Source organism: Pseudomonas sp. 18175 (assembly GCF_050432925.1).
Lineage (GTDB): Bacteria > Pseudomonadota > Gammaproteobacteria > Pseudomonadales > Pseudomonadaceae > Aquipseudomonas.
Window position 1 is genome coordinate 1 of the sequence record NZ_JBKFTO010000010.1, and the last position, 26823, is coordinate 26823.

Genomic DNA, 26823 nt, shown 5'->3' on the forward strand with positions numbered 1-26823 from the left:
GCGAGTTCACGTCTCAACCGACCGGGTGCTTAGGGCTGCCAAGTCGAATAAACAGGCTGAAACATGACTTTAAACAGCTTTTAAACGCCGACCTTGAAAGGCATGTCTCTTAGATCGGGCAAGTCACGCCCGTGCCGCCAATCCCGCAATAGCCCTGCGGGTTCTTCGCCAGATACTGCTGGTGATACGCCTCGGCGAAGTACACCGTGGGTGCTTCTTCGATTTCGGTGGTGATTGCACCCAAACCGGCCTTGGTCAATTCGCCCTGATAGGCTTGGGCACTGGCCTGCGCCGCCGCCAATTGCTCCGGCGTAGTCGCATAGATCACCGAGCGGTACTGGCTGCCGATGTCATTGCCCTGGCGCATGCCCTGGGTCGGGTTGTGCAGTTCCCAGAACATCTTCAACAAATCTTCGTATTTCACCTTGGCCTGGTCGTACACCACCAGCACCACTTCGCTGTGGCCGGTCAGGCCCGAGCAGACTTCTTCGTAGGTTGGGTTCGGCGTAAAGCCGCCAGCGTAGCCGACCACGGTGCTGACCACGCCATCGCGCTGCCAGAACTTGCGCTCGGCGCCCCAGAAGCAGCCCAGGCCAAAGATCGCAAAGCCGACGTCATCCAGGAAGGGGCCCAGCAGTGGGTTGCCGTTGACGAAGTGGGTCTCAGGCAGCGTCATTGGGGTTTCGCGGCCAGGCAAAGCTTGTTCTGCAGTAGGAAGCACGTTTTTGTTCACCAGAATTTCCGAGCGCAAGACCATGATCAGTCCTCTCAGTCAGATTGAGTAATGTAAGAAGTCAGACCGCCAGTGTGCCCGAGTGTTACCGCACTGTCAGGCGATTGGCCCGCGCGGATAGCGCTTGAGCATCTCCAGCAGCTCTGCGCCGGGGATTGGGCGGTCGAACAGATAGCCCTGGCCCACATCGCAACGGTGCCGGCGCAGGAACGCCAGCTGTTCAGCGGTCTCAATGCCTTCGGCCACCACCTTCAGCTTGAGGTTGTGGGCCATGGCGATCACCGCCGAGGTGATTTCCATGTCGTCCTGGTTGTCCGGGATTTCGTGGATGAAGCTGCGATCGATCTTAATGATGTCGATGGGGAATTTTTTCAAGTAGCTCAGCGACGAATAACCGGTGCCGAAGTCGTCCATGGCCAGGGTCAGGCCAAAGCTCTTTAATTGATCCAGCTGCAGGCGCGTGTCTTCAGTGGCTTCCAGCAACAAGCCTTCGGTCAGCTCCAGCTCCAGCAGGTTGGCCGGCAGGTCTTCTTCCTTGAGGATGGTGGCAATCGAGGCCACCAGATCCGGGTCGGAGAACTGCTTGGGCGACAGGTTGATCGCCACCTGCAAGTTGCCCATGCCTGCGGCGCTCAGTTGCTTGCTCATGCGGCAGGCCTGGCGCGCAATCCATTTGCCGATGGGGATGATCAAGCCGGTCTCTTCGGCCACGCTGATGAACTGGTCGGGGCGGATCATGCCTTTTTCCGGGTGGTTCCAGCGCAGCAGCGCTTCCATGCCCAGTAAACGCCCGCTGCGCAGGCACAACTTGGGTTGGTAGAACACGTCCAGCTCGTTCTGGGTGAGGGCGCGGCGCAGGTTGTTTTCCACGAACAGCTTGTAGCTGGCCTCGGCGTTCAGCGCTTCGGTAAACACCTGCACCTGGTGTTTGCCGTTGGCCTTGGCCTTGTGCAGGGCCAATCCAGCGTTACGCATCAGGGTTTGCGGGTCGCGGCCATGCAACGGCGCACAGGCCAGGCCCACGGAGCCGGTGACGCTGATCAATTGGTTGTCGACGAACATCGGCTTGTCGAGGGTCGCCAACAGTTGGCTGGCGACTTGCTGGCCGGTCTCCAGATCGGTGTCGTCCAGCAGCACCGCAAATTCGTTACTGGCAAACCGCGCCAGGCTGCCACCGGCACTCAGGCTGTTGCGCAGACGACGGGCCAGGCTGATCAGCAGCTTGTCGCCGGTCTGGTGGCCGAGGCTGTCGTTGATCCGCTTGAAGTTGTCGATGTCCACCAGCAACAGGCTGATGGGGCTGTCGCTGTCGCGGGCAAACCGTTCGTCGAGGTTGCGGATGAACGCCGGGCGGTTGCCCAGGTTGGTCAGGTTGTCGGTGTACGCCAGGCGCTCGATGCGCTGCTGGGCCAGCTTGGTCTGGGTGATGTCTTCGTAGATGCCGATGTAGTGGGTCAACTCGCGGTTGTCGCCATACACCTTGGAAATCGACAACTGGCCCCAGTAGGGTTCCAGGTTTTTGCGCCGGCTTTTGAATTCACCCTGCCAGCTGTTGCTCTTGGCCAGGCTCGATGGAGCGTCGAACAGCAGCTCACTGAGGTTCTCCAGCGCCGGCAGTTGGGCCAGTCGATGGCCGTGGACTTCTTCGGCGGTGTACTGGGTGATCGCGGTAAAGCTTGGGTTGACGTACTCCACCACGCCATCGCAATTGACCAGCAGAAAGGCGTTGGCACTTTGTTCCACGGCGCGTTGGAACAGGTGCAGCGCGCTGGTGGCCGTACGGCGGTTGTGGTTGTTGATCACTTGCGCGAACTGGTCCGCCAGCTCACCGGCAAAGGCAATCTCGTCGGCCTGCCACAGGCGCGTGGTGCCGATTTGCTCCAGGCACAGTACGCCGACCACCTGGCCGTCGACGCGGATGCTGGCGTCGAGCAGGGCGTGGATGTCTTTGCTGCGCAGTTCATCGGCCAGCTCACGGGTGCGCGGGTCGCGTAGCGCATTGGTAGCGTCGATCGCGCGGCTGCTGTGCAGGGCTTCCAGGTAGTCCGGGAACTCGCTGGCGTCGATAGGCTCGGGCATGTAGTGCTGTTGGTCGGCGCGGGTGTAGGCGGCAATTGGCACCAGGCGCTGCTCTTCGAGGTGCCAGATGCGAGCGCTGTCGACCTGGTAAATATCGCAGGCGCTGCGGGTGATCAGCTCGGCGGCTTCTTGCAGCGAGTTATTGGCGGTGTAGCGTTGGCGGGCCAGCAGCAGGATCAGTTCCTGCTGGGCGCGCACGCGCTCCAGGTGTTGCAGTTGTTCCTGTTGCGCACGCTGGTTGAGCTCCAGGGCGATCTGTAGGCGGCTGTTCTGGCTCTCCAGGTCCGCCGTCGGTGCGGGGGAGGAGGCTTCGCTGAACAAGCCGTCGACCACCATCAAGTAGCCGCGCAGCAGGTGGCGATTGTGTTGTTTGTAGGCTTCGCCCATTTCCAGCAGGCTCAGGGGGCCGTCGCTGGTGTGCAGGGTGTAGCGCACCAGATAGTGAGGGCTCTGGGTCAGTTGCTGTTGGATGGTGTCGTGCAGTTGATAGCGTGCCTGGGGCTCCATCAGGCTGGCGTAGGGCGTGCCGAGCAGGGCACACAACTCGACCGCCGGCAGGCCAAATTGGCGCTCACAGTTGGGGTCGAGGTAGAGCAAGGCCCAGCTCGCCTCATTAAGCCGCTCGAAACGCAGCATACCGAGGCGCGAAGGCACCGGTAATTGCGTCACTACCTCGGCCGCCATACGGGCGACATCGGGTTGGCTTTTCATGGGGAGACTCACTTGAAATAACGCGCACGGCGCCGGGCTCACGCCCTCTTTTCTGTTGCCTGCGGCAAGGTTGCATCATGCAGCGCGGGCTGACAAGAGAGGATGAAGGCTAAGTGCTATAAGGGTGTTATCGGCCGCGAGAGGGGATTCTTCAATCGGGGTGATGGAAGGTGTACAAGCTTGTTTTTCTTGTCCAATAAATACGCAAAAAAAGCCCCGCCAATTGGCGGGGTTGAGGTACGAGCGTGGCGCTCGGAAATCGGTGCAACCGGGCCGCCCTGGTTAAAGGGCGGCCCGTTGAGGCTTACAGCAAGATGGTGCGGATGTCGTTGAGCAGTTGGCTCAGGCGCTGCGTGAAGCGTGCAGCGGCGGCGCCGTTGATCACACGGTGATCGTAGGACAGCGACAGTGGCAGCATCAGCTTCGGCTGGAACGCTTTACCGTCCCACACAGGCTGGATAGTCGCCTTGGACACACCCAGGATCGCCACTTCCGGCGCGTTGACGATTGGCGTGAAGCCAGTACCGCCAATGTGGCCGAGGCTGGAGATGGTGAAGCACGCGCCCTGCATGTCGTCCGGGGTGAGCTTCTTGTCACGCGCCTTGGCAGCCAGTGCAGCAGCCTCAGCGGCCAGTTGCAGCAGGCTCTTCTGGTCGACGTTCTTGATGACCGGTACCAGCAGGCCGTCAGGGGTGTCTACCGCGAAACCAATGTTCACGTACTTCTTGCGGATGATCGCCTTGCCGCTAGGTGCCAGCGATGCGTTGAAGTCCGGCAGTTCCTTGAGCAGGTGTGCGCACGCCTTGAGCAGCAGTGGCAGCACGGTCAGTTTCACGCCGGCCTTCTCGGCGACGGCTTTCTGCGCGATGCGGAAAGCTTCCAGGTCGGTGATGTCGGCCTGGTCGAACTGGGTCACGTGCGGGATGTTCAGGTAGCTGGCGTGCAGACCGGCCGCGCCGATTTGCATCAGGCGGGTCATCGGCACTTCTTCGGTCTCGCCGAAGCGGCTGAAGTCCACGGTGCGGATCGGCGGAATGCCCGCACCGCCAGTAGCGCCGCCGGCAGCCGGAGCTTCCTTGGCTTTGTGCATCATTGCCTTGACGTAAACCTGCACGTCTTCCTTCAGCACACGGCCGTGAGGGCCGGTGGCCGCCACTGCGCTCAGCTCAACGCCGAACTCGCGGGCCAACTGGCGTACCGCAGGGCCTGCATGAACCTTGGCGCCACTTGGCGCAGGTGCAGCAGCAATCGGCGCCGGAGCGGCCTCAGCTTTTGCAGCAGGCGCAGGCGCAGGAGCGGCAGCAGGAGCCGCTTCAGCCTTGGCAGCCGGAGCCGCCGCAGGTGCTGGAGCAGCGGCCGGCGCAGCGCCTTGTACTTTCAACGTGAGGATGAAATCGCCAGTGCCGACTTCGTCTTCCAGCTTGACCGCAATGCTTTCCACCACGCCGGCAGCCGGCGAAGGGATCTCCATGGAGGCCTTGTCGGACTCCAGGGTGATCAGCGACTGGTCGGCTTCGACGGTGTCGCCGACTTTAACCAGCAGCTCAATGATCTTGGCCTTGCCCGACGAACCGATGTCCGGGACGTGAATGTCCTGAACAGAGGCCGCAGCTGGAGCAGCAGCCGGGGCCGCTGGGGCCTCGGCTGGCTTCTCGGCAGGAGCGGGTGCCGCAGCGGCAGCTGGAGCCGCCGCTGGTGCAGGCGCCGCATCAGCGGCACCTTCGATTTCCAGTTCCAGCAGTTCGTCGCCTTCTTTCAGGCGGTCGCCCAGCTTCACTTTCAGGCTCTTGACCACGCCGGCCTTGGGAGCAGGGATTTCCATGCTCGCCTTGTCCGATTCCAGGGTCAGGATGCTCTGGTCGGCTTCGACGGTGTCGCCGACCTTCACAAACAGCTCGATTACTTCACCTTCACCGCTGCCGATGTCAGGTACGCGAATGAGTTCGCTCACAAAAAATCTCCTCAGCAGTCCAGTGGGTTGCGTTTTTCCGGGTTGATCCCGAACTTGACGATAGCGTCAGCCACCACCTTAGGTTCGATCTCACCACGGTCAGCCAAGGCTTCCAGGGCTGCCAACACCACGAAGTGACGGTCTACTTCGAAGAAGTGACGCAGCTTCTTGCGGCTGTCACTGCGGCCGAAACCGTCGGTGCCCAGGACTTTGAATTCCTTGGACGGGACCCACTGGCGAATTTGTTCGGCGAACAGCTTCATGTAGTCGGTAGAGGCAATGACTGGACCCTTACGGCCGGCCAGGCACTCTTCGACGTAGCTCTTCGCTGGTTTTTGACCAGGCTTGAGGCGGTTGCTGCGCTCTACGGCCAGGCCGTCGCGACGCAGTTCGTTGAAGCTGGTGACGCTCCACACGTCGGCACCGACGTTGAACTCTTCACGCAGGATCTTCGCCGCTTCACGCACTTCGCGCAGGATGGTGCCGGAGCCCATCAGCTGTACGTGGTGCGCTGCTTCCTTGGTGTCTTCTTCGAGCAGGTACATGCCCTTGATGATGCCTTCTTCCACGCCAGCCGGCATTGCAGGCTGCTGGTAGGACTCGTTCATCACGGTGATGTAGTAGAAAACGTCCTGCTGCTCTTCGGTCATCTTCTTCATGCCGTCCTGGATGATCACCGCCAGCTCATAGCCGTAGGTTGGATCAAAGGTGCGGCAGTTCGGGATGGTGGCAGCCAGGATGTGGCTGTGACCGTCTTCGTGTTGCAGGCCTTCGCCGTTCAGCGTGGTACGGCCGGCGGTACCGCCGATCAGGAAGCCACGGGTACGGCTGTCGCCTGCTGCCCAAGCCAGGTCGCCAATGCGCTGGAAGCCGAACATCGAGTAGAAGATGTAGAACGGCAGCATCGGCTGGTTGTGGCTGGAGTACGAAGTACCGGCAGCGATGAAGGAGCTCATGGCGCCCGCTTCGTTGATGCCTTCTTCGAGGATCTGGCCCTTCTTGTCTTCCTTGTAGAACATCACCTGGTCTTTATCGACTGGCTCGTAGAGCTGGCCGACGGAGGAGTAGATGCCCAACTGACGGAACATGCCTTCCATACCGAAGGTACGGGCTTCGTCCGGGATGATCGGAACGATGCGCGGGCCGATGTCCTTGTCCTTGACCAACTGCGCCAAAATACGCACGAAGGCCATGGTGGTGGAGATTTCACGGTCGCCCGAGCCATCCAGGATCGCCTTGAGGGTGCTCAAGTCTGGCGTCGGTACGCTGAAGCTGTTGGCGCGGCGCTGTGGCACGAAACCGCCCAGTGCAGTGCGGCGCTCGCTCAGGTAGCGGGCTTCGGCGCTGTTTGGCTCTGGCTTGAAGAACGGCAGGTCTTCCAGCTCTTCGTCTTTGACCGGGATATCGAAGCGGTCGCGGAACAACTTCAGGCTTTCAACATCAACCTTCTTGGTGTTGTGCGCAGTGTTCTTCGCTTCGCCGGCACCGGTGCCATAACCTTTGATGGTCTTGGCCAGGATGACGGTCGGTTGTTCTTTGTGGTTGACCGCTTCGTGGTACGCCGCGTAGACCTTGTACGGGTCGTGGCCGCCACGGTTGAGTTTCCAGATCTCGTCGTCGGACAGGTCTGCAACCATTGCCTTGAGTTCAGGCGTGTTGAAGAAGTGTTCACGTACGAACGCGCCGTCTTTGGCTTTGTAGTTCTGGTACTCGCCGTCGATGACTTCGTCCATGCGACGTTGCAGGATACCGTCGACGTCCTTGGCCAGCAGTGGGTCCCAGAAACGGCCCCAGATGACTTTGGTCACGTTCCACTGAGCACCGCGGAACACGCCTTCGAGTTCCTGGATGATCTTGCCGTTGCCGCGAACCGGGCCGTCGAGGCGCTGCAGGTTGCAGTTGATGACGAAGATCAGGTTGTCCAGCTTCTCGCGGCCAGCCAGGGAGATGGCACCCAGGGATTCCGGCTCGTCGCACTCGCCGTCGCCCAGGAAGCACCAGACTTTCTGCTTGCCTTCAGGGATGAAGCCACGGGCTTCCAGGTACTTCATGAAACGTGCCTGGTAGATCGCCTGGATTGGGCCCAAGCCCATGGATACAGTCGGGAACTGCCAGAAATCAGGCATCAGCCAAGGGTGCGGGTAGGACGACAGGCCCTGACCGTCCACTTCCTGGCGGAAGTTGTTCATTTGTTCTTCGCTGATGCGACCTTCCATGAACGCACGGGCGTAGACGCCTGGCGAGGTGTGGCCCTGGAAGTAGATCAGGTCGCCGCCGTGTTCGTCGGTCGGGGCCTGGAAGAAGTAGTTGAAGCCGATGTCATACAGGGTTGCGCTGGAAGCGAAGCTGGAGATGTGACCGCCCAGGTCCGAATCTTTCAAGTTCGTGCGCATTACCATCGCCATGGCGTTCCAACGTACCAGCGAGCGAATGCGGCGTTCCATGAACAGGTCGCCAGGCATGCGTGCTTCGTGGGTAACGGGGATGGTGTTGCGGTATGGCGTAGTGATGGCGTAAGGCAATTGCGAACCGCTGCGGGTTGCGAGTTCGCCCATACGGGTCATCAGGTAGTGAGCACGGTCTTCGCCTTCTTTGTCGAGAACCGATTCCAGGGCGTCCAGCCATTCCTGGGTTTCGACGGGATCGAGGTCTTGCATGGCTTGCTCCAGGGCGGAAAGGCTACCAGAATCGGTTGCCTGAAGTTTGCGACTGGCCTTGTGGGCAGACGACATAAATTCTTGGATGGCCGAAGGTTGCTTCGGCGTCCTGTAGTTTTACTACAAATCGTCGGCCATTTCAGCCTTTCGAATGTATATACGAGTAGTAAAACTACACAAGACTGAGCGTATGGCTCGGTCTGGCTGGTGAGCATAATCGTTATTGTTGATCTTTTGCGAACAAGAAAAGGTGAAAGCTTGATGTTTGCTGCCAAAATGAAATTAATTTCAGCTATTTCTAACCTTTGTTCGACAGTCCTTCACCGAGCGTGGTTCTGGCGTTCACAACAAGTAGCCAATTACGCGCCGATCAAGGATAGACCATGAGCATTCCAACACTGGCCGAACTGCCGGCCATTCTCTTGCCAAAAGCCCAGCGGGCCGAGCAGTCATTTCGTGACGCGGTGGCCGCGCTGGACGACGATCATGGACTTTCTGCGTGGGCGCCGCAACGCTGGGCCGACTTCGCCCGGGTGTGCGCCGCCAGTGATTTCGTCATTGAACAGAGTGTTCGTGACCCTTTGATGTTGCTGGAGCTGGCGGCCTGGGGTGAGCTGGACCGAGGCTTCGCCCCCGGCGAACTGTGCGGGCAAATTGCTGGCGCTGTGCAACAGGCCGAAACAGAAGAAGAACTGGGCCGCGTGCTGCGCCGCCAACGCACGCGCCAACAGGTGCGCATCATCTGGCGCGACCTGACCCGCCAGGCAGACCTGGTGCAAACCTGCCGCGACCTGTCCGACATGGCCGACGCCAGCATCGACCAGGCCTACCAATGGCTGTACCAGCGCCACTGTGTGCTGTTCGGCACCCCTACCGGTCGGCGCAGCGGTGAGCCGCAGCACATGGTCATCCTTGGCATGGGCAAGCTCGGTGCGGTGGAGTTGAACCTGTCGTCGGATATCGACCTGATCTTCGCCTACCCCGAAGGCGGCGAAACCGTGGGGGTGAAGCGCGCCCTGGATAACCAGGAATTTTTCATCCGTCTTGGTCAAAAACTGATCAAGGCCCTCGACCCGATGACCGTCGACGGTTTTGTGTTCCGTGTCGACATGCGCCTGCGTCCCTACGGTTCGGCCGGTGCGCTGGTGCTCAGCTTCAACGCGCTGGAGCAGTACTACCAGGACCAGGGCCGCGACTGGGAACGCTACGCCATGATCAAGGCGCGGGTGGTGGCTGGCGACCAAGTGGCCGGTGCGCAACTGCTGGAGATGCTGCGCCCGTTCGTTTACCGGCGTTACCTGGACTTCTCCGCCATCGAAGCGCTGCGCACCATGAAGCAGTTGATCCAGCAGGAAGTACGGCGCAAGGGCATGGCCGACAATATCAAGCTGGGCTCGGGCGGCATCCGCGAGGTGGAGTTTATCGCCCAGGCGTTCCAACTGATCCACGGTGGTCGCGACCTCAGCTTGCAGCAGCGCCCGTTGCTCAAGGTACTCGGCACGCTGGAAGGCCAGGGCTACCTGCCACCAACGGTGATCGCCGAACTGCGCGACGGCTATGAATTCCTGCGTTACACCGAACACGCCATCCAGGCGATTGCCGACCGCCAGACCCAGATGCTCCCGGACAGCTCCGAAGACCAGGCGCGCATCGCCTTTATGCTGGGCTTTGCCGACTGGGCCGCGTTCCACGAGCGCCTGATGTATTGGCGTGGTCGAGTGGACTGGCATTTCCGCCAGGTCATCGCTGACCCGGATGAAGAAGAGGGCGAAGAAAGCGAATTGGTTGTAGGTGGTGAGTGGTTGCCGTTGTGGGAAGAATCCCAAGATGAAGAGGCCGCCTGCCGCCAATTGGCCGAAGGCGGCTTCAGCGACGCGACCAAGGCCCTCAAAGCTCTGGCCGGCCTGCGCAACAGCCCGCAATTGCGCGCCATGCAGCGACTCGGCCGTGAACGGTTGGATGCGTTTATCCCGCGTCTGCTGGCCCAGGCCGTCGAACACGCCAACCCGGACCTGGTGCTGGAACGCGTATTGCCACTGGTGGAAGCCGTGGCCCGCCGTTCCGCTTACCTGGTATTGCTCACGGAAAACCCCGACGCCCTGCGCCGCCTGTTGACCCTGTGCGCCGCCAGCCCGTGGATTGCCGAGCAAATCACCCGTTTCCCGTTGCTGCTGGACGAGTTGCTCAACGAAGGCCGCCTGTTCAAGCCGCCGTTGGCGCCGGAACTGGCGGCCGAGCTGCGCGAGCGCCTCACGCGCATCCCCGAGGATGACCTTGAGCAGCAAATGGAAGCCTTGCGTCACTTCAAACTGGCTCACCGCCTGCGCGTGGCCGCGTCCGAAATCGCCGGCAGCCTGCCGCTGATGAAAGTCAGCGACTACCTCACCTGGCTTGCCGAAGCCATCCTCGAACAAGTGCTCGCCCTGGCCTGGCGCCAAACCGTGGCGCGCCACGGCTCGCCGCAGCGCTTGGATGGCACCCTGTGCGATCCTGGGTTCATCATTGTCGGTTATGGGAAAGTCGGCGGCATCGAACTGGGGCATGGTTCGGACTTGGACCTGGTGTTTATCCACGATGGCGACCCGCAGGCCGAAACCGATGGCGCCAAGCCGATTGACGGCGCGCAGTTCTTCACTCGCCTGGGCCAGCGCATCATTCACCTGCTGACCACCCAGACCAACTCCGGTCAGCTGTATGAAGTGGACATGCGCCTGCGACCCTCCGGCGCCTCCGGGTTGCTGGTCAGTTCGTTGGGGGCGTTCGACCGTTATCAGCAAAATGAAGCCTGGACCTGGGAACATCAGGCCCTGATCCGCGCGCGGGTGCTGGTGGGCAGCCAAGATGTGGGCCAAGCGTTCGAGCAGGTGCGGGCCAAGGTGTTGGGGCGTGAGCGCGACTTGGCCAAGCTGCGCCAAGAGGTCAGCGAGATGCGCGCCAAGATGCGTGACAACCTGGGCACCAAGGCCACGGCGGCCGGTACCGGCGCCAATGCCTTTGAGGCCACGGCGGTGTTCGACCTTAAGCAGGACGCCGGAGGTATCGTCGATATTGAATTTATGGTGCAATACGCGGCTTTGGCGTGGTCTGCGCAACATCCATCGTTGCTGCGCTATACCGACAATATCCGCATTCTGGAAGGCCTGGAGCAGGTCGGGTTGATGCCCGCCGCCGATGCCCATCTGCTGCGCGAGGTGTATAAGGCCTACCGTTCCGCCGCGCACCGCCAGGCCTTGCAGAACGAGGCGGGCACAGTGGCCGGGGATCAGTTCGCCGACGAACGGCGCCAGGTGATGCGAATCTGGCAGGAGCTGGGGTTAAGCTGAAACACTATTACGGCGGGGAGGCATAAGCCTCCCCGCATCGTTTGTGGAAACTACATGAATATTCTGATCGTTGGGCCCAGTTGGGTCGGTGACATGGTGATGGCGCAGACACTGTTCCAGTGCCTGAAACAACGTCATCCCGACTGCCAGATCGACGTGCTCGCCCCTGAGTGGAGCCGCCCGATCCTTGAACGCATGCCCGAGGTGCGCGCGGCCTTGAGCTTCCCGCTCGGCCATGGCGCCCTGGAGCTGGCGACCCGTCGTCGTATCGGCAAATCCCTGGCCGGCCAGTACGACCAGGCGATCCTGCTGCCCAACTCGCTCAAGTCGGCGCTGGTGCCGTATTTTGCCGGCATCCCCAAGCGCACCGGCTGGCGCGGCGAGTTCCGCTACGTGTTGCTCAACGACGTGCGCACCCTGGACAAGGCCCGCTACCCGCTGATGATCGAGCGCTTCATGGCGTTGGCCTACGCGCCGGGCGCCGAGTTGCCCAAGCCTTATCCACGGCCGAGCCTGCAGATCGATCCGCTGAGCCGCGACGCGGCCCTGGCCAAGTTCGGCCTGACCCTGGACCGCCCGGTATTGGCCCTGTGCCCCGGCGCCGAGTTTGGCGAGTCCAAGCGCTGGCCGTCGGAGCATTACGCCAAGGTCGCCGAGGCCAAGATCCGCGAAGGCTGGCAGGTGTGGTTGTTTGGTTCGAAGAAGGATCACCCGGTGGGCGAAGACATTCGCCAGCGCCTGATTCCAGGCTTGCGCGAAGAGGCCGTCAACCTGAGTGGCGACACTTCGCTGGCCGAGGCTATCGACCTGCTGTCCTGCGCCGATTCGGTGGTGTCCAACGACTCTGGCCTGATGCACGTGGCCGCGGCGTTGAACCGCCCGTTGGTGGCGGTGTACGGCTCCACCTCGCCAGGCTTTACCCCGCCGCTGGCCGACAAAGTTGAAGTAGTGCGCCTGGGCCTTGAATGCAGCCCGTGTTTTGAGCGCACCTGCCGTTTCGGCCACTACAACTGCATGCGCCAACTGCTGCCGCAGCCGGTGAACGAAGCCTTGCAGCGCTTGCAGGGCCCTGCGGACGAGGCTCGATAGTTTGCGCGTTCTGGTAATCAAGACCTCATCCCTGGGCGATGTGATCCACGCCCTGCCAGCATTGACCGACGCCGCGCGGGCGATCCCCGGCATTCGCTTTGACTGGGTGGTAGAAGAAGGCTTCGCCGAGATCCCCACCTGGCACCCAGCGGTGGACAAGGTGATCCCGGTGGCGATTCGTCGCTGGCGCAAAAATATCTGGCAGACCATCAAGAGTGGCGAATGGCGGCGCTTCAAGCAGCAAGTCCAGTCGACCAAGTACGATTTGGTGATCGACGCACAGGGCCTGTTCAAGAGCGCCTGGCTGACCCGCTACGTGCGCGCCCCGGTGGCGGGTTTCGACAAAAACTCCGCCCGTGAGCCCATCGCCGCACGCTTCTATTCGCGGCGCCTGGCCGTGGCCCGTGGGCAGCATGCGGTGGAGCGGCTGCGCCAATTGTTCGCCGTGGCCCTCGGTTATGACCTGCCCAAAGCCTTGGGCGACTATGGTTTGAGCGTCGATAAACTGCTCGGCCTGCCGCCGAAAAAGCCTTTCGTGCTGCTGCTGCACGGCACCACTTGGGACACCAAACACTGGCCCGAAGCCTACTGGCGCGAGCTGGCCGAGCGCATGGGCCGCCTGGGTGTGGACGTAAAACTGCCGTGGGGTAACGCCGCTGAAAAGGCCCGCGCCGAACGCCTGGCCCAAGGCCTGAGCAACGCCGAAGTGCTGCCCAAGCTGAACCTGGCCGGCGTGGCCCGTGTTCTGGCCGGCGCACGCGCCTGCGTGGCGGTGGACACCGGCCTCGGTCATCTGGCAGCTGCGCTGGACGTGCCGACCATCTCCCTGTTCGGCCCCACCAACCCGGGCCTTACCGGTGCCTACGGCAAGGGCCAGATTCACCTGGGCAGCGACTTCCCCTGTGCGCCGTGCCTGCAAAAACAATGCACCTATCAACCGACGGCCGACGACCTGCGTCGGTTCGACATCAAGCGTGAGTCGCCCCTGTGCTTTACGCGCCTGAACCCTGAACGTGTGGCCAGCCGACTGAGCACGTTGTTATTGGCTGAGGAGCTGCACTGATGCAACTGGCTTTTGTTCTGTACAAATACTTCCCCTTCGGTGGCTTGCAGCGCGACTTCATGCGCATCGCCCTGGAGTGCCAGCAGCGCGGCCACAGCATTCGCGTGTACACGCTGATCTGGGAAGGCGATATCCCGCCCGGCTTTGAAGTGCTGGTGGCGCCGGTCAAGGCGTTCTTCAACCATCGGCGCAACGAGAAGCTCAGCGCCTGGATGGAAGCTGACCTGGCCAAACGCCCGGTGGACCGCCTGATCGGCTTCAACAAAATGCCCGGCCTGGACGTTTACTACGCCGCCGACGGCTGCTTTGAAGACAAGGCACAAAACCTGCGCCACTCGCTGTACCGCTATTTTGGCCGCTACAAGCACTTTGCCGAGTACGAACGCGCGGTGTTTGCCAAGGACGGCAAGACCGAAGTGTTGATGATTTCCGAAGTGCAGCAACCGCTGTTCATCAAGCATTACGACACTCCGCTGGAACGCTTCCACCTGCTGCCGCCGGGCATTGCCCAGGACCGTCGTGCACCGCCGAATGCCGCCGAAATCCGTGCAGGGTTCCGCAAGGAATTCAACCTGGGCGAAGACGACCTGCTGCTGGTGCAGATCGGCTCGGGCTTCAAGACCAAGGGCGTCGACCGCAGCCTCAAGGCCGTGGCCGCATTGCCATCGGCCCTGAAAAAACGCACGCGCCTGTTTGTAATCGGCCAGGACGACCCCAAGGTATTCCAACTGCAAAGCGCCACCCTGGGCCTGGGGGATAACGTGCAGTTCCTCAAGGGCCGCAGCGATATTCCGCGTTTCCTGCTGGGCGCCGACCTGTTGATCCACCCGGCGTACAACGAAAACACTGGCACCGTGTTGCTTGAAGCCCTGGTGGCCGGTTTGCCGGTGCTGGTCTCGGCGGTGTGTGGTTACGCCCATTACATCAGCGAGGCTGACAGCGGCCTGGTGCTGGACGAGCCGTTCGAACAGAGCCAGCTCAACCAATACCTGACACAGATGCTCACCGACACTGCACAGCGCGCGGCCTGGGGCCGCAATGGGTTGGCCTTCGCCGAGACGGCCGACCTCTACAGCATGCCGCAGCACGCTGCGGATGTGATTCTGGCGGAGCCTAAACGATGAAGTTGATTCTTGCCGAACCGTTCAAGACGTTATGGGCCGGGCTTGATGCCTTTGCCGAAGTCGAGAAACTGCAAGGCGAAGTGTTCCGCGAACTGGCCGCGCGCCGCACCCTGCGTACCGTGGTGGAAGGCCGTCCGTACTTCGTGAAAATCCACCGTGGCATCGGCTGGGGCGAGATTTTCAAGAACCTGATCACCGCCAAGCTGCCGGTATTGGGCGCGGGCCTTGAGTGGGCGGCGATCCATCGCCTGCAAGAACTCGGCGTGCCCACCATGACCGGCGTGGCCTTTGGGGAAAAAGGCAGCAACCCGGCCGACCAGCACTCGTTCATCATCACCGAAGAACTGGCGCCGACCCTGAGCCTGGAAGACCTGACCCTCAACTGGGTGGCCGAACCGCCGGCCCCTAAGTTGCGCCACGCCCTCACCGCTGAGTTGGCACGCATGGTCGGCGATATGCACCGTGGCGGCGTCAACCATCGCGACTGCTACCTGTGCCACTTCCTGCTGGACACTGCCCAGCCCATCGACGCGAATAACATCAAGCTCTCGGTGATCGACCTGCACCGCGCCCAACTGCGTGCCCATCTGCCGCTGCGCTGGCGCGATAAGGACCTGTCCGCGCTGTATTACTCGGCGCTGGATATCGGCTTGACGCGCCGCGACAAGCTGCGTTTCCTCAAGGGCTATTTCCGCCAGCCGCTGCGCCAGATCCTCGCCGAGCAATCGGCGTCGCTAAACCTGATGCAGCGCAAGGCCGACAAACTTTATGCACGTAAGCTGCGTTACGGGGATGCGATCTGATGGCGGGTTGGAACCTGGAACCTGCTTACGCCAACCTGGCAGATGACTTTGGCAGCCTAGAAGCGGTATTTGCCCTGCAAGGCGAGCGGCTGACCCGCGACCCGCTGTCGGAAGTGATCCGCGTGGAGCGCGGCGGGGTCAACTACTACGTCAAGCGCTACACCGGCGCCGGCAAGGGCCTGCGGCGCTACCTGGGCAAGCCGCGGGTGAAGTCCGAATGGCAGAACCTCAAGCGCTTTGCCAAGTGGGGCATCCCCACCGCCGATGTGGTGGCGTGGGGCCTGGAGCGTAATGGCCTGGCCTATGACCGTGGCGCGATGATCACCCGCGAACTGCCGCGCACCGAGGATTTGTCGGTGTTGGCAGACCGCGACGATGCGCGCCTGCACGACCCCAAGTGGGTCGATGCGGTGAGCCGCCAGCTCGCCGAATACACGCGCACCATGCACGATCACCGCTTTACCCATAACGATTTGAAGTGGCGCAACCTGTTGATCGACGACCAGCAGACCCTGTACCTGATCGATTGCCCCAACGGCGATTTCTGGCGCGGGTTCTGGCTCAAGTACCGCATCACCAAAGACCTGGCGTGCCTGGACAAGGTGGCCAAATATCACCTGTCGGCCACCCAGCGCCTGCGTTTCTACATGCAGTACCGTCAGCGCCGGCACCTGAGTGCATCGGACAAACAGCGTATTCGCCACGTGGTGAAGTTTTTTGAGGGACGCGAATGAGTGACTTCCTGGCGGCTGAAGACCGTGCCTTGCTGGAGCGCCATGGCCTCGCCACGTTCGATGCGCTGTGGGCCAAGCAACTGGACGCGGTGGACGAGCCCAACACCAGCCGTGGCGGCTGGAGCAGTGTGTTTCGCCTGGAGCTGGACGGCCACGGCTACTACCTCAAGCGCCAGAGCAATTACCTGACGCGCAGCCTGCACCGCCCGTTTGGCGAGCCGAGTTTCTCCCGCGAGTTTCGCAATATCAGCCGCTACCGCAAGCTCGGTATTCCTGCCTTGCAGGCGGCGTTCTACGGCGAGCGCAAAGTGGCTGGCGAACACCGCGCCATGCTGCTGACCCGTGCCCTGGATGGCTGGAATGACCTGGATTCATTGCTCGACGAGTGGGCGCAACTGAGCGAAGCCCAACATGGCGCGATCTTGCTGGCCTGCGGTCAGCTTGCGCGGCAACTGCACAGCGTCGGCCAGGTGCACGGCTGTTTCTACCCCAAGCATATTTTCCTGCAGGCCACCGGCAACGGGTATGCCGCGCAGTTGATCGACCTGGAGAAAACCCGCCCGCTGCTGTTCGGCTGGCGTGACCGGGTCAAGGACTTGGAACCGTTGTTGCGTCGTGCACCCCAATGGTCGGATGCGCACGTGCGCCAACTGTTGGCGGCGTACCTCGATCAGCCTGAGGACAGCGCCCTGGTTGTCACGTGGTACCAGCGCCTGAGCGCCCGCCGTAGCCACAAGGAAAACCGTTGATGCGTTTGTCCGAGCTGAAAACCGCCGGCCGTACTCCCAGCTTGCCCCTGACCATTGAGTTGGCAGACGCGGCAGGCCCTGGCCAACTGCAACTGCTGAGCCTGCTGCGGGTGTTGCCGGGTGAGCGTTATGTGGGCGCTGCGGTGTGGCGCGGGCGTCCGGTGCTGGCCAAGTTGCTGGTAGGCAGCAAGGCGGCGCGGCATTTTCAGCGTGAGCTCAGCGGCGTTCGCCTGCTGGCCGAGCAAGGCCTGACCACGCCGTTGCTGCTTGCCGATGGCTTGCAGGAAGGCGAAGGCGGCTGGCTGCTGTTCGAATTTATCGAGGGTGCCCAAAGCCTGGCCGACGCCTGGCATGCGGTGGAAAACCTGCCGCCATTGGCCGATGAGCAAACTGCCGTACTGGCCGAAGCACTGGGCGCGATTGCACAGATGCACAGCAAAGGCCTGTGGCAGGAAGACTTGCACCTGGACAACCTGCTGCGCCAGGACGGCAAGCTGTATTTGATCGACGGCGCCGGGATTCGCGTTGAAGAAGCCGGCAAACCGCTGTCACGCAACCGCGTGCTGGAAAACCTCGGCGTGTTCTTCGCCCAATTGCCGAAAAACCTTGAGCCGTTCACCGAAGAGCTGCTGGTGTATTACCTGTTGGGCAATGGCGAGCATGCCTTGCCGCTGCAAGCGCTGGAAAAGCAGGTAAGCAAAGTCAGCGCCTGGCGCTTGAAGGACTTCCTCAACAAAGTCGGCCGCGAGTGCACCTTGTTCAGCGTGCAGCGCGGACCATTCGGCCTGCGGGCGATTCGCCGCGAAGAAGAGGCCGCACTATTGCCGGTGCTGGAACAGGCCGACACCTTGCTGAGCCAAGGTCACCTGTACAAGACCGGTGGCGCGGCCACGGTAGCCCGCGTCGAGGCGGCAGGTCGCCCGCTGGTGATCAAGCGCTACAACATCAAAGGCTTTGCCCATTGGCTCAAGCGCTTCTGGCGCCCGAGCCGCGCCTGGCATTCCTGGCGCGAGGGCAATCGCCTGACGTTCCTCGGCATTGCCACGCCCAAGCCGCTGGCGGTGTTGGAAACGCGCTTTTTCTGGCTGCGTAGCCGGGCCTATCTGATCACCGAACACCTGGCGGGGCCGGACATCATCGAACGCTTCGCGCCCTACGTCGAAAACGGCGACGCGCCGGAAAGCGAACTGCTGGCCCTGGATCATTTGTTCGCCGAACTGATCCGCGAGCGCATCAGCCATGGCGATTTCAAGGGGCATAACCTGTTCTGGGATACCGACCGCTGGTCATTGATCGACCTGGATGCCATGCGCCAACACAGCTCTGTCGCCAGCTTCGCCCCGGCCTATGCCAAGGACCGTGCGCGGTTCATGCGCAACTGGTCGCCGGACAGTGCGTTGTACCAGTTGATTGATCGGCGTTTGCCCAAACAGGTGCACTGAACACCCAGGCAGAATCGAGCTTGTGTGGGAGCGGGCTTGCTCGCGAAAGCGGTGGGTCAGACAACACATCGGTGACTGACACTCTGCTTTCGCGAGCAAGCCCGCTCCCACATTTGATCGAGTCGGGTCAGATAACAAAGGTGTTGCCTGAGCAACAGCAATCGGGCAGTTGGTGGCCAATAGCGACAGCCTGCTTTCATCCACTGTGTCTATCTAACTGATTTGACAGCATAAAAATCCTGGCACGGGCTCTGCAATGCCTTCCGGTGAACCCTTTCACCGGTCTTGCAGCGGAGCCCTGTATGCCTTCCAGTCTTTCCTCGCTTTCCCGTTTGATCTGCCTCGGCGCCGCGATGCTGCTGAGCTGCGCGGCCCACGCTGTAGAAGACGCTGACGTACCCTCGCTGGCCGGCAAGCGCATCGCGGTGAGCATGACCGGCACCAGTCACTATTTTGATATCAAGGCGTTCCAGGCCCAGGTCGATGAGATCAAGCGCCTAGGCGGCACCCCAATCACCCTGGATGCGGGGCGCAACGACAAGAACTTGGTGACCCAGCTTCAAACCGTGGTTACCCAGAAACCTGATGCGGTGATCCAGACCCTGGGCACCCTCAGCGTCATCGACCCGTGGCTCAAGCGCATCAGCAAGGCCGGGATTCCGCTGTTCACCATCGACGCGCCGTCGCAATACAGCCTCAACAACACCACCTCCGACAACGTCGCCACCGGCAAGGCGCTGGCCGACCAGTTGATCAAGGACGCGGGCGGCAAGGGCAAGATCCTGGTGTTCAACGGCTTCTATGGCGTGCCGGTGTGTGCGATCCGTTATGACCAGTTGAAGCTGGCGCTCAAGGATTACCCGCAACTGGAGATCATCCAGCCGGAACTGCGTGACGTGATCCCCAACACTGTGCAGGACGCCTATTCCCAGGTGTCGGCGCTGCTCAACAAATACCCGGCGGGCAGTGTCTCGGCGATCTGGTCGGCGTGGGATATCCCGCAACTTGGCGCGAGCAAGGCGTTGATCGATGCCAAGCGCACCGAGATCAAAACCTACGGCGTCGATGGCACCCCCGAAGTGCTGGCGTTGCTTGGCCAGGCGAACTCGCCGGTGGGTGCGGTGGTGGCGCAGCAACCGGCGCTGATCGGCAAGACCGCCGTACAGAATGTGGCGCGTTACCTGGCAGGGCAGCGTGACCTGCCCAAGGAAACCCACGTGCCAACGCTGCTGACCACTGCGGGCAACCTGGCGCACGTCCAGCAACTGCGGGGTGACTGATGACGGCGTTGCACCTGCAGAACCTGCACAAGCGCTTCGGCGCCACCCTGGCGCTGGATGGCGCGAGCCTCAAGGTGGAGCGCGGCACCATCCATGGCCTGGTGGGCGAGAACGGCGCGGGCAAGTCCACCTTGATCAAGGTGCTGGCCGGCATCCACAAGGCTGATGCGGGGCAGGTGAGTATTAACGGCCAAGCGTACGCGGCGCTGTCGCCGCGCCAGGTGGATCAATTGGGCGTGCAGTTCATCCACCAGGAGCGGCTGCTGCCTGCCAGTTTTACCGTGGGCGAGGCGCTGTTTTTCGGGCACGAACTGCGCCGTGGGCCGTTTGTGGATAGGCGTCGCCAGCAGCGCGAAGCGGACCGTTTGCTGGCGCAGTATTTTGACCTGCAATTGCCGGCCGGTGCGCTGGTGGGCGAGCTGAGCAGCGCCGAGCGCCAAGTGCTGCAAATCACCCGGGCGTTGATTCGCCAGCCAAAGATCCTGGTGTTCGATGAGCCCAGCGTGGCACTGGTCAAGCGTGAGGTCGACCAGTTGCTGCGTATCGTCAAGCGCCTGCGCGATCAGGGCTTGTCCATCCTGTATATCTCCCATTACCTGCAAGAGATCGAGAGCCTGTGCGATGAGGTGACGGTGTTGCGCAATGGGCGCGATGTGGCGGTGGTAGCGCCCCGGTATACCTCCAGTGCCGAGATTGCGCGGCTGATGGTTAACCGCGAAGTGCAAGAGATGTACCCCAAGGCGACGGTCGAATTGGGTGAGCCTTTACTGCAGGTGCGGGGGCTGAGCTTGGCGCGGCGTTATCGGCAGATCGACCTGGAGGTGCGTCGCGGTGAAATTGTGGGGCTCACCGGGTTGGTGGGCTCGGGAGCCAAGGAGCTGTTCAAGACCTTGTTTGGCGTGGAGCGTGCCGACAGCGGCAGCATCCACCTGAATGGGCGCCTGCTGCGCCTGCGGTCACCGGGCGAGGCGATTGCCGAGGGCATCGCGCTGGTGCCGGAAGAACGCCGCAGCCAGGGCATCGCGCCGGTGTTGTCGGTACTGGAGAACCTGACGCTGGCCGGGCTTGGGCGATTTACCCGTTGGGGCTTGCTGAGTCGTCGCCGGGAGCAGGCCGAGAGCCTGCGCTTGATCGATGAACTGGCGATCAAGGCCCCGGGCCCGCAGGCTGCCGTCAGCCAGTTGAGCGGGGGCAACCAGCAGAAAGTCGCCTTGGGCAAATGGCTGAGCCGCCGCTCGGCGGTGTACTTGCTGGACGAGCCGTGTGTGGGCGTGGATGTGGGCGCCAAGGTGGAGATTTATCGCCTGATCGGGCGGCTGGTGGAGGAAGGCGCAGCGGTGTTGGTGTTGTCGTCGGATTTGCCGGAGCTGCTGGGGATCAGTGACCGGATTGTGGTGTTGCATCGCGGTGAGATTGCCGGTGAGTTTCGGGCGGGGGAGGCCGACAGCGATCAATTGTTGGCCTGTGCCACCGGGGCAGTGCCGACGACGCCTGAGCCTGTGCGGGAGGTCGAGCATGCTTGAGGCGATAGTACGGCGCGGTTCGGTGGGCGTGTTTTTGGCGATTCTGCTGGGGTTTGCCGTGGCCGCGCCAAACTTTTTGTCGGTGGGCAACGTGGTCAATGTGTTCAGCCAATCGGCGATCCTTGGGGTGCTGGCCTTTGGGCTAACGTGCGTGATTATCGGCGGAGGCTCGAATGTGGTCGCCGGTGGTCTGGACCTGTCGCTGGCGGCCAACCTGGGGTTGTGTGCAGCGGTGTTCAGTCGCCTCAACAATGCCGGCCTGGAACTGTGGCTCAGCCTGCTGCTGACCCTGGTCTGTGGCCTGGCAGTGGGCCTGCTCAATGGGCTGGCGGTGGTGGTGCTGCGCTTGCCGCCGCTGCTGGCTACGCTGGCGAGCATGAATGTGTTGGCCGGGCTGGAGTTGGTGCTGACGGAAAATACCGTGGTGTCCACCGACTCACCGTTGCTGGACCTGCTCAGCAGCGGCGCCTGGTTGGGCGTGCCGGCGCTGGCCTGGGTGTTGCTGCTGACGGCCGGGGTGCTGACCTTGTTGATCCAGCATTCGGCTTATGGCCTGCGTTTGCATGCGGTCGGCGAATATCCCCAGGCCGCCGAAGCTGCGGGCATTCGTGTGCCGGGCTACGTGCTGTCCAGCTACGCGCTGTCGGGTCTGTGTGCGGCGCTGGCGGCGTTGTGTTCGGCAGCGTTTTTCAGCGGCAGCACCACGGGCTCCGGCGACATGCTGCTGTCGGTGGTGGCGATTGCCTTTCTTGGCGTGGTGTTTTCCCGAAGGTTAGTGGCGAGCATTCCGGGCACCTTGCTCGCGGCGTTGCTGATCGGTTTTTTGATCAATGGCTTTCAACTGCTCAATGTGTCGAGCTTCTGGGTCAATGGCGTGCAGGGCGTGTTGATTTTGTTGGTGGTGGCCGCGTCCAGTGCGTTGAATCGAGGAGCCCGCTGATGAATCTGCGTGCGTTGTTACCGCTGACCTTGCCGCTGGTGTTTGCGCTGATCGTTGTGGTGTTTGCCCTACAGGCGCCAGGGTTCTTGAGCGGCGGTAATTTGAAAAGCCTGGTGCTGAATAACTTCGTGCTGCTGGCGATTGTGGCTATCGGCATGACGTACGCCGTGGCAGCCGGGGGCATCGACCTGTCGGTGGGCACGGCGCTGGATTTCGCCAGTTTCAGTTTTGTGGTGTTGCTCAATGGCGGGCATGGTTGGGCATTTGCCGCGACCGGTGCTTTGCTGGCCGCGTTGCTGGTGGGCGGGGTGAATGCAGGCTTGATTGCCGGGCTGCGGATCAGTCCGTTCCTCGCCACCTTGGGCACCTTGTTTATCGGCACCAGCGCCCAGCAACTGCTTTCGGATGGCGGCCAGCCGATCTACATCACCCAAGGTTTAAAGCCTGAACTGACGGGGCTCACGCCGCTGTTGATTGTCCTGGGCCTGGCCTTGTTTTACGGCTTGGCGCTGGCGCGTGGTCGCCTGGGCCGTGAGCTGCTGGCCCAAGGCACCCAGCCGTTGCTGGCGTATTACTCGGGGCTGTCGGTGCGGCGTATCGTCACCGTGGTGGCCTTGGCGACCGCACTGGCGTGCGGGGTGGCGGGGGTGCTGCTCAGCTCGACGGTGAGCGCCTACGTGCCACTGTCTGGCAACGCGTTCTTGCTCAACGCCATCGGCGCGGTATTCATCGGCACCACTTTGAACCGACAGGGCCGGGCAAATATTCCCGGAACCCTGCTGGGGGTGTTGTTTATCAACGTGATCGCCAATGGCTTGCTATTGATCGGCTGGAATTTCTACTGGCAGCAGGTGGCGACCGGCGTGCTGATTTTTGCGGTGTTGACCTTCAGCTTTGCCAGTCGCCGCGTGCTGGAGCGTCACTGAGCGGGGTTATTCGGCAGTCACCAGGGTGTAGCGCATTTTGGTTATTCCGCTGTCACTCTGGCGGGTGAAGAAGTACCCATAGTCCAGCAAGTAAAACGCGGTGCTGGTGGCGCTGTATTTCTCGCCCGTGGTGGTGCAGTTCAATTCCTTGGCCGTACCGCTCAGGTCCCCATTGATCTTGCTGGCGGGCAGTTCGCGCTTCACCACGCAGCGGGTGTTGCGGATCAACTCGCGATCGTCCTGGGTGGTGGTGCGGTTCATTTCTACGGTGCTGTAGCCGAGGGTGGTGCCCAGCGGCATCTGCTGCCAGTCGCCGATAAAACTCAGTTGCTGCAGATGGCTGGCGGACGAGACAGTGATCCCATCCATCTTGTATTGGCTCTGGAATGTCAGGTTGAACAGGCCGCGCCAGGTAGTAGTGGTGTAGGTCGAGTAGCGGGTGACATTGCGGATGCTGAATTGACCGGCTTGGGCCTTAGGTTCCAGGTAGAGGTCGACCTGCACTGGGCCGTAGCCCATGTCCTGTTTTTGCACCTGGTGACGCAATGACTTGCTGGGGGCTGGGAGGTTCAGTGTGCCGATCGCCTGTTCAATGGCTGCCGGGAGCGGGGCGGGCGTGAGTACTTCCTGGGCCTTGGTGCGTGCAGTTGCGGCGGGCAACTGCGCAAGCGTAGGCGAGCAGGCGGCCTTGAGCAGGGTTTGTGTATCGGCTTCGGCACTGCTGAATGGCTGGTCCTGGGGCGAGGTTTGGGTGTTGCCGAAGGTCACCACGTTGTTTTCGTTCAGGCCGAACGTGGCCAGGGTGCGATAGGCCTGGCGCCCGCAGTTGACCTGCCAGTGCAGGCGGGTCTGGGCGTAGGGCATCTGTTTGAGCTTGTTGGTGAGGATGAACGGCTCATCAATCGCAGCCCACAGCTGCAGGTTGTCACCCGCGGGCTTGAGGCTGGTGCGGTCGATCAGCAACTGGCGCTCGGTGGCTGCGCCGCTGACAAGTCGCCAGTCTGGGCGTGGCGTTGTGGCGCAGGCGTCGATGAACGCAGTGTTCTGCTTGAGATAGCCAACCGCTTCTGGCGCGAAGGTGCGCATCACGGTAAAGCGTACGGGCTGGCCGTTCGCCGCCAGGCTGCCTGGGGATTCCAGAAACAGCAGACTCGCCTCTGGGGTGGCGCAGGAAGCTCGCAGCTGGGCGATATCCGGTACGTTGGAGCCTTTGCTTGGCGTCACATGGACCTGGTAGCTCAGTACGTCACCGTCGCGCAGCACCGAATTTGCCAGTGGCGGCAGCTTGAGCAACTCGCCGAATTCGGGGCCGTTCTTGACGGGCTTGAGGCTACAGCCGCTGAGCAGACTGAGGGCGACGATAACGGCGAGGGGTTTCATGAGCGTTCCTTGCTGAAAGATGGATGGGGGGCCAACTCGCTCCCACATTTGATCTTTGTTGGCCTTAGAAGGTGTATTCGGCGCCAGCTCCTGCATACCACGAGCGGCCCGGAGCGGCTTCGTAGTAGCGGCCATTGCTGTCGCCGACAATCACCGAGCCTACGTACTGGCGATCCAGCAGGTTATCCAGGCGCAGGGTCTGGTGGAAGGTCCAGTGTTCGACTTTCTGTTCGAAGCGGGCGCGCCAGTTGAATACGCTGTAGGCCGGGGCGGCGCGTTCGCTGTTGGTGTCTTCGACGTAGACCTTGCTGCGGTACATGCCTTCGATGGCGGTGCTGACCCAGTCGCGGGGCTTCCAGTTGAGTTCGGCGAACAGGGTGGTTTGGGGTACGCCGGGGAGGTAGTTGCCCTTTTCGATGGTCTTGGCGTTGTTGGTGAAGTCACTGTCGTAGGTGGCTTGCAGGCGGGTGTAGGCGAGGGTGGTGCTCCATTGCTCGCTGAGTTGGCTTTCGAGGCCCAGTTCGAAGCCGCGGCGCAGGGTGCGGCCGGCGTTCAGGTAGCTGGTGCGGCCTTGATCAGAACTGTTGATGACCAGTTCATCTTCAGTGGTGATTTGGAACACGGCGGCGTTGATACGTGTGTTGTTCAGCTGTGCCTTCAGACCGACCTCGTATTGCGTGCTTTCAGACGGTTTAAGGCCGAAATTGAAACCTTCGACACTACCCGGCGCATAGGCCAGTTCCGCCTGGGTCGGTGTTTCAAAACCTTTGCCTGCACTGACATAGCCGTGCAGCTCGGGCGTGAAGGCGTACATCACGCTCATCGACGGGGTGTTTTTCTGGTAGGTCTTGCTACCGCTGGAGTCGCCGTTGCTCAGGTATTGGTCGTCAACGTCCAGTTCCATAGTGCTATGACGTACACCGGCTTGCAGGGTCCAGTTGCCCAGAGCCCAGTTGGCCTGAACATAAGGGTCGAGGCTGCGGGCGGTGTCGATCTCATCACGACGCAGCGCGCCTTTCACGCCCAAGGTGGTGCCGCTGTAGTTTTGATAGCCATGGCGGCTGTCTTCGCTTTGGTCGAAGTCCAGGCCGGTGATGATCATCAGCTCGCCCGGCGCACTGTCGATGGGCTGCATCCAACGTACGCTGCCACCGTAGAACTTACGGTCGAATTGCACCACGCCGCCGCCGCGCTCATTGGACGGTGTGCCTTTTGGAATCGACAAGTACTGAATCACACTCCTACGCCCCGTATACGCATTCACCTGCAACGTCGCATCACCAAAATACCGCTCGTAATTGGTACCCAATTGCTGATGATCGATGCTTTTGCGCGTGTTGTACGTCAGCGCGCCAGCCGCCACCGAGCGCGGGTCGGCCTTATAGGCCTCCCAACTCTGCCCCAACGGATCCTGCGTACCGTTCTGCTCAAGGCTGCTGTAGATCAGCGCCAGCTTGCTGTCGTCATCGGGCTGGAAGTTGAGCTTGGCAAAGGTCTGGTCGCGGCGGGCGCTGCTGTGGTCGCGGTAGCCGTCGGTGTCCATGCGCGAGGCGTCCAGCACGAAACCCGCGCCGTTGGTCGCGCCTTCGGCGGTCAGGTGGTTCTTGCTCATGCCGTCGCTGCCCACCAGGGTTTCGGCGCCGATGCGCGGCGGGCCTTCGCCGTCGCGGGAGAACATCTGGATCACGCCACCGGCGTTGCTGCCGTACAAGGTGGCCGCCGGGCCGCGCAGCACTTCGATGCGCTCGGCGGTGTCGAGGTTGAAGGTGGCCGCCTGGCCCTGGCCATCCGGGGTGCTGGCGGGGATGCCGTCGGCAATCAGCTTGAGGCCGCGCACGCCAAACGCCGAGCGGGCACCGAAGCCACGGGAAGAGATTTGCAGGTCCTGAGCATAGTTCTGGCGGTTCTGCACCACCAGTCCAGGCACGCGGGACAGTACTTCGGAGGCGTTGATGCCGAGCTGGCCGTCGCTGATCTGTTCACGGCTGATGCTGTCGACCGAGTAGGGCAGGTCGAAGGTCGGGCTGGCGCTGCGCGAGCCGGTGACGACGCTGGGGTCTAGAACCAGCGGTGCATCGTCAGCCAGTGCGGTATCGCACAGGGCGAGCAGGCCGGGCAGCAACAGGGTGTAGCGAGTGAGGGTTTTCATCAGTCAACCGGGGGCGATGGCGCAATAAGAAGTAAACGCGCAAAAAGGTGCGAGTTTAGTGGCTCGGTCGATATTTATCATTTGGGAATCGTCCTACGGGTTAAATCGGCATGCTCATGCAGGGCCTCACACTGGTCGATGTTAGCGTGGTCGCCCTAGTTGAAAAC

General features: G+C 61.7%; 18 protein-coding genes. 12 read left to right on the plus strand and 6 right to left on the minus strand.

What is annotated here, in order from left to right; translation table 11 throughout:
• Nucleotides 1–109 precede the first annotated feature (109 nt).
• From msrA to aceE, 4 genes are all read right to left on the minus strand, one after another.
• Nucleotides 110–757, minus strand: a complete 648-nt coding sequence (gene msrA, locus ACLD1Y_RS15160) for a peptide-methionine (S)-S-oxide reductase MsrA (RefSeq protein ID WP_429478708.1) — start codon at nt 755–757, stop codon at nt 110–112.
• A 72-nt stretch (nt 758–829) separates the two neighbouring features.
• A complete protein-coding gene (locus ACLD1Y_RS15165; RefSeq protein ID WP_429478709.1) occupies nt 830–3523 on the minus strand; it encodes a putative bifunctional diguanylate cyclase/phosphodiesterase in 2694 nt (897 codons plus the stop codon).
• Nucleotides 3524–3827: 304 nt separating this feature from the next.
• On the minus strand, nt 3828–5474 hold the full coding sequence (gene aceF / locus ACLD1Y_RS15170; protein WP_429478710.1) for a dihydrolipoyllysine-residue acetyltransferase: 1647 nt from the start codon (nt 5472–5474) through the stop codon (nt 3828–3830).
• Nucleotides 5475–5485: 11 nt separating this feature from the next.
• Nucleotides 5486–8131: a pyruvate dehydrogenase (acetyl-transferring), homodimeric type gene (aceE, locus tag ACLD1Y_RS15175; RefSeq protein ID WP_135291945.1), complete on the minus strand. Its 2646-nt coding sequence runs from the start codon at nt 8129–8131 to the stop codon at nt 5486–5488.
• A 383-nt stretch (nt 8132–8514) separates the two neighbouring features.
• Here aceE and glnE point away from each other — a divergent pair, with 383 nt between their 5' ends.
• The 12 genes from glnE to ACLD1Y_RS15235 all read left to right on the plus strand — a co-directional run bounded on the left by glnE (nt 8515) and on the right by ACLD1Y_RS15235 (nt 23127).
• A complete protein-coding gene (gene glnE / locus ACLD1Y_RS15180) occupies nt 8515–11454 on the plus strand; it encodes a bifunctional [glutamate--ammonia ligase]-adenylyl-L-tyrosine phosphorylase/[glutamate--ammonia-ligase] adenylyltransferase (RefSeq protein ID WP_429478711.1) in 2940 nt (979 codons plus the stop codon).
• 54 nt (nt 11455–11508) lie between these two features.
• The gene (waaF, locus tag ACLD1Y_RS15185; protein ID WP_429478712.1) at nt 11509–12543 is read left to right on the plus strand and encodes a lipopolysaccharide heptosyltransferase II; all 1035 of its coding nucleotides are present in this window, start codon (nt 11509–11511) and stop codon (nt 12541–12543) included.
• A 1-nt stretch (nt 12544) separates the two neighbouring features.
• The gene (waaC, locus tag ACLD1Y_RS15190; RefSeq protein ID WP_429478713.1) at nt 12545–13606 is read left to right on the plus strand and encodes a lipopolysaccharide heptosyltransferase I; all 1062 of its coding nucleotides are present in this window, start codon (nt 12545–12547) and stop codon (nt 13604–13606) included.
• A complete protein-coding gene (locus ACLD1Y_RS15195) occupies nt 13606–14730 on the plus strand; it encodes a glycosyltransferase family 4 protein (protein ID WP_429478714.1) in 1125 nt (374 codons plus the stop codon). The genes waaC and ACLD1Y_RS15195 overlap by 1 nt, the downstream gene beginning before the upstream one ends.
• On the plus strand, nt 14727–15533 hold the full coding sequence (gene rfaP, locus ACLD1Y_RS15200; protein ID WP_429478715.1) for a lipopolysaccharide core heptose(I) kinase RfaP: 807 nt from the start codon (nt 14727–14729) through the stop codon (nt 15531–15533). The genes ACLD1Y_RS15195 and rfaP overlap by 4 nt, the downstream gene beginning before the upstream one ends.
• Entirely contained in the window at nt 15533–16267 is a 735-nt protein-coding gene (locus tag ACLD1Y_RS15205; RefSeq protein WP_429478716.1) for a lipopolysaccharide kinase InaA family protein, read from the plus strand. Before rfaP ends, ACLD1Y_RS15205 begins: the two co-directional genes overlap by 1 nt.
• Nucleotides 16264–17016, plus strand: a complete 753-nt coding sequence (locus ACLD1Y_RS15210; protein WP_429478717.1) for a lipopolysaccharide kinase InaA family protein — start codon at nt 16264–16266, stop codon at nt 17014–17016. The genes ACLD1Y_RS15205 and ACLD1Y_RS15210 overlap by 4 nt, the downstream gene beginning before the upstream one ends.
• Nucleotides 17016–18458: a lipopolysaccharide kinase InaA family protein gene (locus ACLD1Y_RS15215; protein ID WP_429478718.1), complete on the plus strand. Its 1443-nt coding sequence runs from the start codon at nt 17016–17018 to the stop codon at nt 18456–18458. The genes ACLD1Y_RS15210 and ACLD1Y_RS15215 overlap by 1 nt, the downstream gene beginning before the upstream one ends.
• Nucleotides 18459–18811: 353 nt before the next feature.
• On the plus strand, nt 18812–19738 hold the full coding sequence (locus tag ACLD1Y_RS15220) for a sugar ABC transporter substrate-binding protein (RefSeq protein WP_429478881.1): 927 nt from the start codon (nt 18812–18814) through the stop codon (nt 19736–19738).
• Entirely contained in the window at nt 19738–21261 is a 1524-nt protein-coding gene (locus ACLD1Y_RS15225) for a sugar ABC transporter ATP-binding protein (RefSeq protein WP_429478719.1), read from the plus strand. Before ACLD1Y_RS15220 ends, ACLD1Y_RS15225 begins: the two co-directional genes overlap by 1 nt.
• Nucleotides 21254–22201, plus strand: coding sequence for an ABC transporter permease (locus tag ACLD1Y_RS15230; RefSeq protein WP_429478720.1), 948 nt, complete (start codon nt 21254–21256; stop codon nt 22199–22201). Before ACLD1Y_RS15225 ends, ACLD1Y_RS15230 begins: the two co-directional genes overlap by 8 nt.
• Nucleotides 22201–23127, plus strand: a complete 927-nt coding sequence (locus ACLD1Y_RS15235; RefSeq protein WP_429478721.1) for an ABC transporter permease — start codon at nt 22201–22203, stop codon at nt 23125–23127. The genes ACLD1Y_RS15230 and ACLD1Y_RS15235 overlap by 1 nt, the downstream gene beginning before the upstream one ends.
• Nucleotides 23128–23133: 6 nt before the next feature.
• Here ACLD1Y_RS15235 and ACLD1Y_RS15240 read toward each other — a convergent pair whose 3' ends face one another.
• Both ACLD1Y_RS15240 and ACLD1Y_RS15245 read right to left on the minus strand, forming a co-directional pair.
• On the minus strand, nt 23134–24507 hold the full coding sequence (locus tag ACLD1Y_RS15240) for a hypothetical protein (protein ID WP_429478722.1): 1374 nt from the start codon (nt 24505–24507) through the stop codon (nt 23134–23136).
• A gap of 64 nt (nt 24508–24571) precedes the next feature.
• Complete coding sequence (locus ACLD1Y_RS15245; protein ID WP_429478723.1) at nt 24572–26656, minus strand: TonB-dependent receptor family protein; 2085 nt, start codon at nt 26654–26656, stop codon at nt 24572–24574.
• Nucleotides 26657–26823 lie beyond the last annotated feature (167 nt).

Excerpts from the sequence above, each read along its gene's own strand:
- ACLD1Y_RS15240 (WP_429478722.1), bottom strand. The coding sequence starts at position 24,507 with ATGAAACCCCTCGCCGTTATCGTCGCCCTCAGTCTGCTCAGCGGCTGT.
- ACLD1Y_RS15220 (WP_429478881.1), top strand. The coding sequence starts at position 18,812 with ATGCTGCTGAGCTGCGCGGCCCACGCTGTAGAAGACGCTGACGTACCC.
- ACLD1Y_RS15230 (WP_429478720.1), top strand. The coding sequence starts at position 21,254 with ATGCTTGAGGCGATAGTACGGCGCGGTTCGGTGGGCGTGTTTTTGGCG.
- ACLD1Y_RS15215 (WP_429478718.1), top strand. The coding sequence starts at position 17,016 with ATGCGTTTGTCCGAGCTGAAAACCGCCGGCCGTACTCCCAGCTTGCCC.
- waaF (WP_429478712.1), top strand. The coding sequence starts at position 11,509 with ATGAATATTCTGATCGTTGGGCCCAGTTGGGTCGGTGACATGGTGATG.
- glnE (WP_429478711.1), top strand. The coding sequence starts at position 8,515 with ATGAGCATTCCAACACTGGCCGAACTGCCGGCCATTCTCTTGCCAAAA.
- rfaP (WP_429478715.1), top strand. The coding sequence starts at position 14,727 with ATGAAGTTGATTCTTGCCGAACCGTTCAAGACGTTATGGGCCGGGCTT.
- ACLD1Y_RS15245 (WP_429478723.1), bottom strand. The coding sequence starts at position 26,656 with ATGAAAACCCTCACTCGCTACACCCTGTTGCTGCCCGGCCTGCTCGCC.
- ACLD1Y_RS15225 (WP_429478719.1), top strand. The coding sequence starts at position 19,738 with ATGACGGCGTTGCACCTGCAGAACCTGCACAAGCGCTTCGGCGCCACC.
- aceE (WP_135291945.1), bottom strand. The coding sequence starts at position 8,131 with ATGCAAGACCTCGATCCCGTCGAAACCCAGGAATGGCTGGACGCCCTG.
- ACLD1Y_RS15195 (WP_429478714.1), top strand. The coding sequence starts at position 13,606 with ATGCAACTGGCTTTTGTTCTGTACAAATACTTCCCCTTCGGTGGCTTG.
- ACLD1Y_RS15165 (WP_429478709.1), bottom strand. The coding sequence starts at position 3,523 with ATGAAAAGCCAACCCGATGTCGCCCGTATGGCGGCCGAGGTAGTGACG.
- ACLD1Y_RS15235 (WP_429478721.1), top strand. The coding sequence starts at position 22,201 with ATGAATCTGCGTGCGTTGTTACCGCTGACCTTGCCGCTGGTGTTTGCG.
- ACLD1Y_RS15210 (WP_429478717.1), top strand. The coding sequence starts at position 16,264 with ATGAGTGACTTCCTGGCGGCTGAAGACCGTGCCTTGCTGGAGCGCCAT.
- msrA (WP_429478708.1), bottom strand. The coding sequence starts at position 757 with ATGGTCTTGCGCTCGGAAATTCTGGTGAACAAAAACGTGCTTCCTACT.
- ACLD1Y_RS15205 (WP_429478716.1), top strand. The coding sequence starts at position 15,533 with ATGGCGGGTTGGAACCTGGAACCTGCTTACGCCAACCTGGCAGATGAC.